The following is an 8,542-nucleotide window of genomic DNA, read 5'->3' on the forward strand; positions in this document are numbered from 1 at the left end:
CGCCGGGCCGGGCCCGGTGGCGGGCCCGATCAGGCGCTCTGGAAGAACCAGATCTGGTGCATCCGGTAGACCATGACCGCGATCGAGAGGCAGGCGACGCCCAGGATCACGGTGCTCCAGCGGCTCCGCTCGATGAGCGCCCAGAACCCGGCCGCGAGCGGCAGGAGCAGCGCCGAGATCAGGTAGATGTAGTACTCCGGCAGGCTCCCCGACGGGCGGTTGCCGACCAGCGGCGACACGATCGCGACCGCCAGCTGGACGATCAGCAGCAGCTCGACGATCGCCGTCGCGCCGACCGAGACGTCCGAGGGACGGCGGGCGAGCAGCCCGAGCACGAGGCAGAGCAGGCCGGCCGCGACGGCGATCCCCACCTGGAGGATCGTGAACCACTCGATCACGAGGCGGCCGTCCGCAGGTCCTCGGTCGGGAAGTTGACGACGCTCTTGAGCTGGGTGCCGCGCCGCTCGGCGAGGCCGATCAGCCGCTCCCCCGGGCCGACCGCGGCGAGGAGGCCCTTCGCGCCCGCCACCGCCTCCGGGGCCGGGATGCGCTTGCCGTTCGCGAGATCGCCCGCCTCCTGGGCGTCGAGGCGCAGCAGGGGGAACAGCTCGCCCGCCACGAGCGTCGGCGGCAGGAGCGCGGCGGGGACGTCGAGCTCGTCGATCTCGCCGGCCTGGGCCACGGAGAAGGGGCCGACCGCGGTGCGCCGCAGCGCGGTCAGGTGGCCGCCGACTCCGAGGGACGCGCCCAGGTCGCGGGCGAGCGCGCGGATGTAGGTGCCGGAGGAGCAGGTGACGCGCACGTCCAGGTCGAGGAACCCCTCGACCGGGCGGCTCGCCAGGACGGCGAACTCCGAGACGGTCACGGGGCGGGAGGCGAGCACGACCTCCTCGCCGTCGCGGGCGCGGGCGTAGGCGCGGCGGCCGTCCACCTTGATCGCGCTGACCGTGCTCGGGACCTGCTCGATCGCTCCGGTGAGGGCCGCGATCGCGTCGGACACCGACTCCGGGGCGAGGGCCGCGACGAGGGCGGGCTCCGCCGAGGCGAGCACCTCGCCCTCCTGGTCGTCGGTGGTGGTGGAGGAGCCCAGCCGGATCGTCGCCTCGTACTGCTTGTCGAGGCCGACGAGGTAGGTGAGCAGGCGCGTCGAGGGGCCGAGACCGAGGATCATCAGCCCGGTCGCCATCGGATCGAGCGTCCCCGCGTGGCCGACCTTGCGGGTCCCCGCGCGGCGGCGGGTCCGCGAGACGAGGTCGTGGCTGGTGATGCCGCCGGGCTTGTCCAGCAGGAGGATCCCGTTCGGAGCCGGGGCGGGGGTCTCGAGCACGGGTGCGACGATACACGGACGGATCGGGAGTACTCCCGGGGTGGAGCCGGAGCCCTCCCCCGCCCGTCCTAGGCTGTCCGGATGAGGATCGCAGTACTCGGAGCAGGCGCCGTCGGCGGCACCATCGCCGCCCTTCTCGACCGCGCCGGGCACGACGTCGAGGTCACCGCCCGAGGCGACCACCTCACCGCGATCCGCCGGTCGGGGATCCGGCTCGACGGGGCGTGGGGCGAGCACACCGCCTGGGTCCGCTGCGGCGAGTCCCTCGATCTGGTGCCCGATCTCGCCTTCGTCTGCACGAAAGCGCAGGACGCCGAGGACGCGCTGCGCACCAACCGCCGCACGGTCGACGGCACCCTCGTCGTCGTCGTCCAGAACGGACTGGACGGGCTCACCGCGGCGGCCCGGCAGGTGCGCGACGCCCGGCTCGTGGGTGCTCTCGCCCTCTTCGCCGCGAGCCACCTCGAACCCGGCCGCGTCACCGTCACGGCTCCTGCCACGACCACGCTCGGCGTCCCCGACCGCCCGGCCGACGACGACGTGCGCCGGGCCGCCGCCGTGCTCGGCGAGGCGGTCCCCACCGCCGTCACCGACGACTTCACCGGAGCGCAGTGGACGAAGCTGCTGATCAACGAGGTCAACGCCCTGCCCGCGATCACCGGGCTCTCGGTCCAGGAGACGATCGACGATCCGGGGCTGCGGCGCGTCCTCGCCCGGTCGATGCGCGAGGCCGCGCGGACGGGCCTCGCGTCGGGCGTCCGCTTCGGCTCGCTGCAGGGACTCTCGAACGCGTCCGTCCGCGCCCTGGCCGCCGCTCCCCTGCCCCTGGTCGAGCTGCTCCCCCGCCGGATGGCCGCGCGGATGGGCGAGGTGCCGAACCCCGGGTCGACGCTGCAGAGCGTCCGCCGCGGAGTGCCGAGCGAGATCGACCACCTGGCCGGGGCCGTGGTCCGCACCGCTCACCGCGGCGGGCGCGAGGCACCGGTCAACCAGCTGCTGGTCGACCTGGTGCACGAGGTCGAGCGGGCGGGCGCCTTCGTGCCGCCGGCGGAGGTCGTGCGCCGCGCCGCCCTGGTCTGAGCCCGCGGCCCTGTCGGACGGACGCCGCCCGCGGCGGCGGCCTCCGTCCCGAGGCTCAGCAGGAGTCGGCGAAGAGGCGCCGGGGCTGCTCCGGGTCGCGGATGTCGACGAGGATCCCCGCCAGCCGGCGCGGGTCCGTCGTGGTGCGGTACGCCGCGTCCACCGGCGGCTCCTGCGTGTCGAGGCGGATGCTGGTGCTCCACGCTCCGCGCAGCTCCGGCCGGAGGGCGAACTCGCCGTCGACGAGCAGCACCGCGTCGCGGCCGGCGGTCCGCCAGCGCGCCTGCCGCGCCTCGTCGCGCACTGCGTCGAAGCCCGCGAGCACGAACCCGGTGCTGCCGCCGAGGGTGAACGGATCGAGCAGCACGCGGCGCAGGAGCTCGTAGTCGTACCCGGCCGCGTAGGAGCGCTGCTCGTCGGGCACGGCGGGGTCGTCCCGATCGGCGCGGGGACGTCGGAAGTCGGCGAGGTGCGCGACGATCGCGTCCTTGCCGGCCCGGCGGAGCGCCTCCGCGAGGTCGAGCGCGAACGCCGCGCTCACCGCGGGGTCGTCGCCGTCGATCCCGACCTTGACCCGTCCGCGCCCGTAGTTGTGCAGCACCTCCGCCGCGAGAGCGTCGAGCACATCGGCCTTCTGCGGAGCCCACCTGGTCATCCGCCCACGATACGCGCCGCCGCCTAGTGTGGGCTGATGCCCTCCGACCCTCTCGCCGACGCGATCACCGCCTGGTTCCGCACGAGCGCCCGCGACCTGCCGTGGCGCCGCGAGGGCTTCCCCGCCTGGGGCACGCTCGTCAGCGAGTTCATGCTGCAGCAGACCCCGGTGGTCCGCGTCGTCCCGCGTCTGGCGGAGTGGCTGGAGCGCTGGCCGACACCCTCCGCTCTCGCCGCCGTCCCTCCCGGCGAGGCGGTGCGCGCCTGGCAGTCCCTGGGCTATCCGCGGCGGGCCCTGCGCCTGCACGCCTGTGCCGTGGCGATCGCCGAGGAGCACGGCGACGTGGTCCCCGACGACGTCGAGACCCTCCTCGCGCTGCCCGGCATCGGCGACTACACCGCCCGCGCCATCGCCGTGTTCGCCTACGGGAGGCGGCACCCCGTGGTCGACACCAACGTCCGCCGGGTCCTCGCGCGCGCGGTCGACGGAGCGGCGGAGCCCGGCCCGCCCCGCGCGAGGGCCGACCTCGCCGCGATGTCGGCGCTGCTGCCCGAGTCGCTCTCCGAGGCGGCGGCCTTCAACGCGGGCGCGATGGAGCTGGGGGCGATCGTCTGCACCGCCCGCGCTCCGCGCTGCGACGAGTGCCCGATCCGCGACCTCTGCCGCTGGCGGGCGGAGGGGTACCCCGAGCACACCGGGCCCGTGAAGGCGAAGCAGAAGCGGTTCGAGGGCTCGGACCGCCAGGTCCGCGGCCTCATCCTCGCCGAGCTGCGCGCCGCGCACGGCCCGGTCACCGCGGCCGAGGTGGAGTCTCTCTGGCCGGACGCCGACCAGCGCGGTCGCGCCCTGGCCGGGCTCCTCGCCGACGGCCTGGCGACGGGCGGCCCGGAGGACGGCTACCTCCTCCCCGGCTCCTGAGGGCCCGTCGACCGCCGTCCGCGTCGGAGGAGGCGGGTAGGGTCGGCGCCGTGACCGGTCGCCGCCTCCGCCTCCCCCGCCCCGACGCCGCCGTCGAGCGCGCCCTCGACGTCGACCTCGCCCAGGACGTCCAGCGCGCCCTCGCCGCGGTCCGCGTCGAGAACGACCTGCCCGGCCCGTTCCCGCCGGCCGCGCTGGCCGAGGCCGAGCACGCGGACGCCGGAGCGGACGACGAGGACCGCGTCGACCGGACGGACCTCCCCTTCGTGACGATCGACCCGCCCGGCTCGCTCGACCTGGACCAGGCCCTCCACCTGGAGCACACGTCGGAGGGCGTCGTCCTCCGCTACGCCATCGCGGACGTGCCCGCGGTCGTCCGCACCGGCGGAGCGCTCGACGCCGAGACGCGCCGCCGCGGCCAGACCTACTACCTCCCGGACGGCCGCGTCCCGCTGCACCCCGCGGTCCTCTCCGAGGGGACCGCGTCGCTCCTGCCGGACGAGACGCGCCGAGCGCTGGTCTGGACGCTGACCCTCGACGAGCGGGCGGAGCCGCGCTCGGTGCACCTCGAGCGGGCGCTCGTGCGCAGCGTGGCCCGGCTCGACTACGAGGGCGTGCAGCGCAGCGTCGACGCGGGCGATCCGCACCCCTCCCTCGCCCTCCTCCCCTGGTTCGGACGCGAGCGCCTGGCGCGCGAGGCCGAGCGCGGAGGAGCGAGCCTGACGCTGCCCGAGGAGGAGATCGTGGCCGCCGACGGCGGCTACCGGGTCGAGCGCCGCGCTCCCCTGGCCGTCGAGGGCTGGAACGCCCAGGTCTCGCTGCTGACCGGTATGGCGGCGGCGACGATGATGCTCGACGCGGGGGTGGGCATCCTCCGGACCATGCCCGAGGCCGACCCCGCCACCGTCGCGGCCTTCCGCTCCCGAGCCGCGGCGCTCGGCGTCCCGTGGCCCGAGGAGGAGGCCTACGGCGCCTACCTGCGCCGCCTCGACACCGCCGACCCCGCCCAGCTCGCCATCATGTACGCCGCGGCGAGCCTGTTCCGCGGCGCCGGCTACACCGCCTTCGACGGCGCCCCGCCGGAGCATCCCGAGCAGGCGGCTCTCGCCGCGCCGTACGCGCACGTCACCGCGCCGCTGCGGCGCCTGGTCGACCGGTTCGGCCTCGCCGTCTGCCTCGCGGTGTCCCGGGGCGGAACGATCCCGTCGCAGCTGCGCGAGGCGCTGCCCCTGCTCCCGCCGCTCCTCGCCGCGAGCGACCGCCGGGCCGGAGCCGCCTCCCGTGCGGCGACCGCGATCGTCGAGGCCGCCGTCCTCCGAGGCCGCGAAGGAGCCTCCTTCAGCGGGATCGTCGTCTCCTCGGCGCGCACCCGCTCCTCGGTCCAGCTGCTCGACCCGGAGATCACCGTCGACGTCCCGGCCCCGCTCACGCCGGGAGCCCGTGTCGTCGTCGTCCTGGAATCGGTCGACGTCGCCACGGGCTCCGCGGTGTTCGGGCTCGGCGCCTAGTCCTCGTCGTCCTCGCGGGGCTTCACATAGGGGTCGGCCTCGCCGGCGTAGTCCGCCTGAGCGGCGAGCGACTGCACCTGCGAGTCCTGGCTGCGCGCGGCGGCGAGCAGATCCTCGATGTGCTTCGCGTTCTCGGGCACCGCGTCGAGGATGAACTCGAGCGACGGCGTGAGCCGGGACGTGATGTTCCTGCCCACCTCGGTGCGGAGCATTCCGGTGGCGGCCTTGAGGGCCGCGGCCGAATCGGCGCGCTCCTCATCGGTGCCGTAGACCGTGTAGAACACCGAGGCGTGCTGCAGGTCGCCGGTCACCTGGACATCGGTGATGGTGACGAAGCCGAGGCGCGGGTCGCGGAGACCGCGCTCGAGCCGCTTCGCGACGATCACCTGGATACGTTCGGCGAGCTTCCTCGCCCGGGCCGGATCTGCCATGGCTGGTCCTCACATCTCTCTCGGCGAACCGTTCAGCTCGCCATTCAACCACTCTCCGCCCGGACGACCGGTCGCGTCCGAGGGGGCCTTGCTTCTGGGGCGTGATGCCCCTCGACCGCGCGTCTGCGACGGCGCGGGTGGGGTGCCGCCTCGCGGCTCCCTGATCCTCGGGGACCGGGTGGGGAGGAAAGGCTCAGGTGCTGGATCGCCCGCAGGCTCGCTGCTCGCGAGCTGCTCGCTCAGCGGGCGCACCCACCGAGACGGGAGCGCTTGCTCTTCGATCCTGCGCCCGGAGGTGCGGAATCGCCCGCTGGAGGGTCCGCACCTCCGGGAGGAGGGCGGCCCCCGATTCCTCCCGCAGGGCGCGAGAGGACGAGAGTCCCCTCCCGATCCCGCACGAACAGCGCCGTGAGACGCCGGAAAGCCCGGGCGGACCCGGGCCTTCCAGTGGAGCGGATCAGCCTCGCGGCTTCTCCTTCATCTCGATCGTCTCGATCTCGTCGCCGATCTGGATGTCGTTGTACTTTCCGAGACCGATACCGGCCTCGTAGTCCGTACGGACCTCCGTGACGTCGTCCTTGAAGCGACGCAGCGACTCGATGGCCAGGTTGTCCCCGACCACGACGCCGTCACGGATGACGCGCGCCTTCGAGTTGCGGGTGATCGTGCCGGAGCGGACGATGACACCCGCGATGTTGCCGAACTTGGAGGAGCGGAACACCTCGCGGATCTCGGCGACACCGGACTGGACCTCCTCGAACTCGGGCTTGAGCATGCCCGTGAGCGAGTTCTCGACCTCTTCGATCGCGTTGTAGATGACCGAGTAGAAGCGGATGTCCACTCCTTCTCGAGCAGCGCGCTCGCGGGCCTTCGGGTCGGGGCGGACGTTGAAGCCCACGATGATCGCGTTGTCGATCGTCGCGAGGTTGACGTCCGACTCCGTGATCGCACCGACACCGCGGTGGATGATGCGCAGCTGCACCGAGTCGTCGACCTCGATCTTGACGAGCGACTCCTCCAGCGCCTCGACGGCACCGGACACGTCGCCCTTGATGATGAGGTTGAGCGACTCGACCTTGCCCTCCTCGAGAGCACGGGTGAAGTCCTCGAGCGAGATGCGCTTGCGGGCCTTGGCCAGCAGGGCGTTGCGCTGAGCGGCTTCGCGCTTCTCGGCGATCTGACGGGCCGTGCGGTCCTCCTCGGTGACGAGGAAGGTGTCGCCGGCGCGGGGCACGGACGAGAGTCCCTGCACCTGCACCGGACGCGACGGCACGGCTTCGAGGACGGCGTTGCCGTTCTCGTCCGCCATCGCACGGACGCGGCCGTAGGCCGTTCCGGCGACGATCGCGTCTCCGACGCGCAGCGTTCCCGACTGGATGAGCACGGTCGCGACCGCACCGCGTCCCTTGTCGAGCTTCGCCTCGATCGCGACTCCGCGCGCCTCCTTGTTGGGGTTGGCGCGCAGGTCGAGACCGGCGTCCGCGGTGAGCAGCACGGCGTCCAGGAGGTCCTGGATGCCGGTGCCCGCGCGAGCCGACACGTCGACGAACATGACGTCTCCGCCGTACTCCTCGGCGACGAGCCCGAACTCGGTGAGCTGCTGGCGCACCTTGGCCGGGTTGGCGTCGGGCTTGTCCACCTTGTTCACCGCGACCACGATCGGCACGTTGGCCGCCTGGGCGTGGTTCAGCGCCTCGATGGTCTGCGGCATGATGCCGTCGTCCGCCGCGACCACGAGGATCGCGATGTCCGTGACCTGGGCACCGCGGGCTCGCATGGCGGTGAACGCCTCGTGACCCGGGGTGTCGATGAAGGTGATCGGGCGCTCGATGCCCTCGTGCTCCGCGACGACCTGGTACGCACCGATGTGCTGCGTGATGCCGCCCGCCTCGCCGGCGACGACGTTGGCGTTGCGGATCGCGTCGAGCAGGCGCGTCTTTCCGTGGTCGACGTGACCCATGACGGTGACGACGGGGGGACGGATCTCGAGGTCCTCGTCCGTCTCGTCGTCGAGCTCCTGCTCGAGGTCGAGACCGAAGCCCTCGAGGAGCTCCTTGTCCTCGTCCTCGGGCGAGACGACCTGGATCTTGAAGCCGAGCTCGGAGCCGAGCACCTCGAAGGTGGCCTCGTCGAGCGACTCGGTGGCCGTCGCCATCTCGCCGAGGGCGAAGAGGACGGTGACCAGGTTGCCGGGGGGCACCGGCACGCCGGTCATGGCCTCGATCTTGTCGGCGAAGTCCGAGATCGACGCGCCGCGGCGCAGACGGATGACCGTCCTGCCGTCGCCGCGGGGGACGCTGACGCCGCCGAGCGACGGGGCCTCCCTGAGCTCGAACTCCTGACGCTTCGTGCGCTTGGACTTCCGGGCCTTGCTCTTGCCGCCACCGCGACCGAAGGCTCCTGCGGTTCCACCGCCGGGGCCGCGACCGCGACCGCCGCCGCCACCGGGACGCGGGGCGAAGCCGCCACCGGCACCGGGAGCGCCGCCGGGGCGCTGGAAGCCGCCGCCGGCCGGACGACCGGCACCGCCGGGACGTCCTGCTCCGCCGCCGGGTCCGCCGGGACGCTGGCCGAAGCCGGCGGGGCGCTGGCCCATGCCGGGTCCGCCGGGTCGGGGCGCGCC

General features: G+C 73.7%; 8 protein-coding genes. 3 read left to right on the plus strand and 5 right to left on the minus strand.

Going from position 1 to position 8,542, the window contains the following annotated elements; all coding sequences use genetic code 11:
- Nucleotides 1–29: 29 nt before the first annotated feature.
- The gene (locus C5C39_RS13515; RefSeq protein WP_104223058.1) at nucleotides 30–398 is read right to left on the minus strand and encodes a hypothetical protein; all 369 of its coding nucleotides are present in this window, start codon (nucleotides 396–398) and stop codon (nucleotides 30–32) included.
- Nucleotides 395–1,327 (minus strand): tRNA pseudouridine(55) synthase TruB, encoded by a 933-nt coding sequence (gene truB, locus C5C39_RS13520; RefSeq protein ID WP_104223057.1) that lies wholly within the window; start codon nucleotides 1,325–1,327, stop codon nucleotides 395–397. The genes C5C39_RS13515 and truB overlap by 4 nt, the downstream gene beginning before the upstream one ends.
- 81 nt (nucleotides 1,328–1,408) lie before the next feature.
- On the opposite strand from truB, the gene C5C39_RS13525 reads away from it, so the two are divergent.
- Entirely contained in the window at nucleotides 1,409–2,407 is a 999-nt protein-coding gene (locus C5C39_RS13525; protein WP_104353611.1) for a ketopantoate reductase family protein, read from the plus strand.
- A gap of 55 nt (nucleotides 2,408–2,462) precedes the next feature.
- Here the strand turns inward: C5C39_RS13525 and C5C39_RS13530 are convergent, their stop codons facing one another.
- Nucleotides 2,463–3,062, minus strand: coding sequence for a hypothetical protein (locus tag C5C39_RS13530; protein WP_146083945.1), 600 nt, complete (start codon nucleotides 3,060–3,062; stop codon nucleotides 2,463–2,465).
- Nucleotides 3,063–3,098: 36 nt separating this feature from the next.
- Between C5C39_RS13530 and C5C39_RS13535 the strand changes: the two genes are divergently transcribed.
- A complete protein-coding gene (locus C5C39_RS13535; protein ID WP_104225596.1) occupies nucleotides 3,099–3,980 on the plus strand; it encodes an A/G-specific adenine glycosylase in 882 nt (293 codons plus the stop codon).
- A gap of 50 nt (nucleotides 3,981–4,030) precedes the next feature.
- On the plus strand, nucleotides 4,031–5,488 hold the full coding sequence (locus C5C39_RS13540; RefSeq protein ID WP_104353613.1) for a ribonuclease catalytic domain-containing protein: 1,458 nt from the start codon (nucleotides 4,031–4,033) through the stop codon (nucleotides 5,486–5,488).
- Here C5C39_RS13540 and rbfA read toward each other — a convergent pair.
- Together rbfA and infB are read right to left on the minus strand one after the other, a co-directional pair.
- Complete coding sequence (gene rbfA / locus C5C39_RS13545; protein WP_104223052.1) at nucleotides 5,485–5,919, minus strand: 30S ribosome-binding factor RbfA; 435 nt, start codon at nucleotides 5,917–5,919, stop codon at nucleotides 5,485–5,487. The genes C5C39_RS13540 and rbfA overlap by 4 nt on opposite strands.
- Nucleotides 5,920–6,376: 457 nt before the next feature.
- Nucleotides 6,377–8,542, minus strand: a 2,166-nt coding sequence (gene infB, locus C5C39_RS13550) for a translation initiation factor IF-2 (protein WP_104353615.1), incomplete at its 5' end; no start/stop codon positions are given.

Origin of the sequence: Rathayibacter sp. AY1F3 (genome assembly GCF_002931975.1) — a bacterium.
Lineage (GTDB): Bacteria > Actinomycetota > Actinomycetes > Actinomycetales > Microbacteriaceae > Rathayibacter.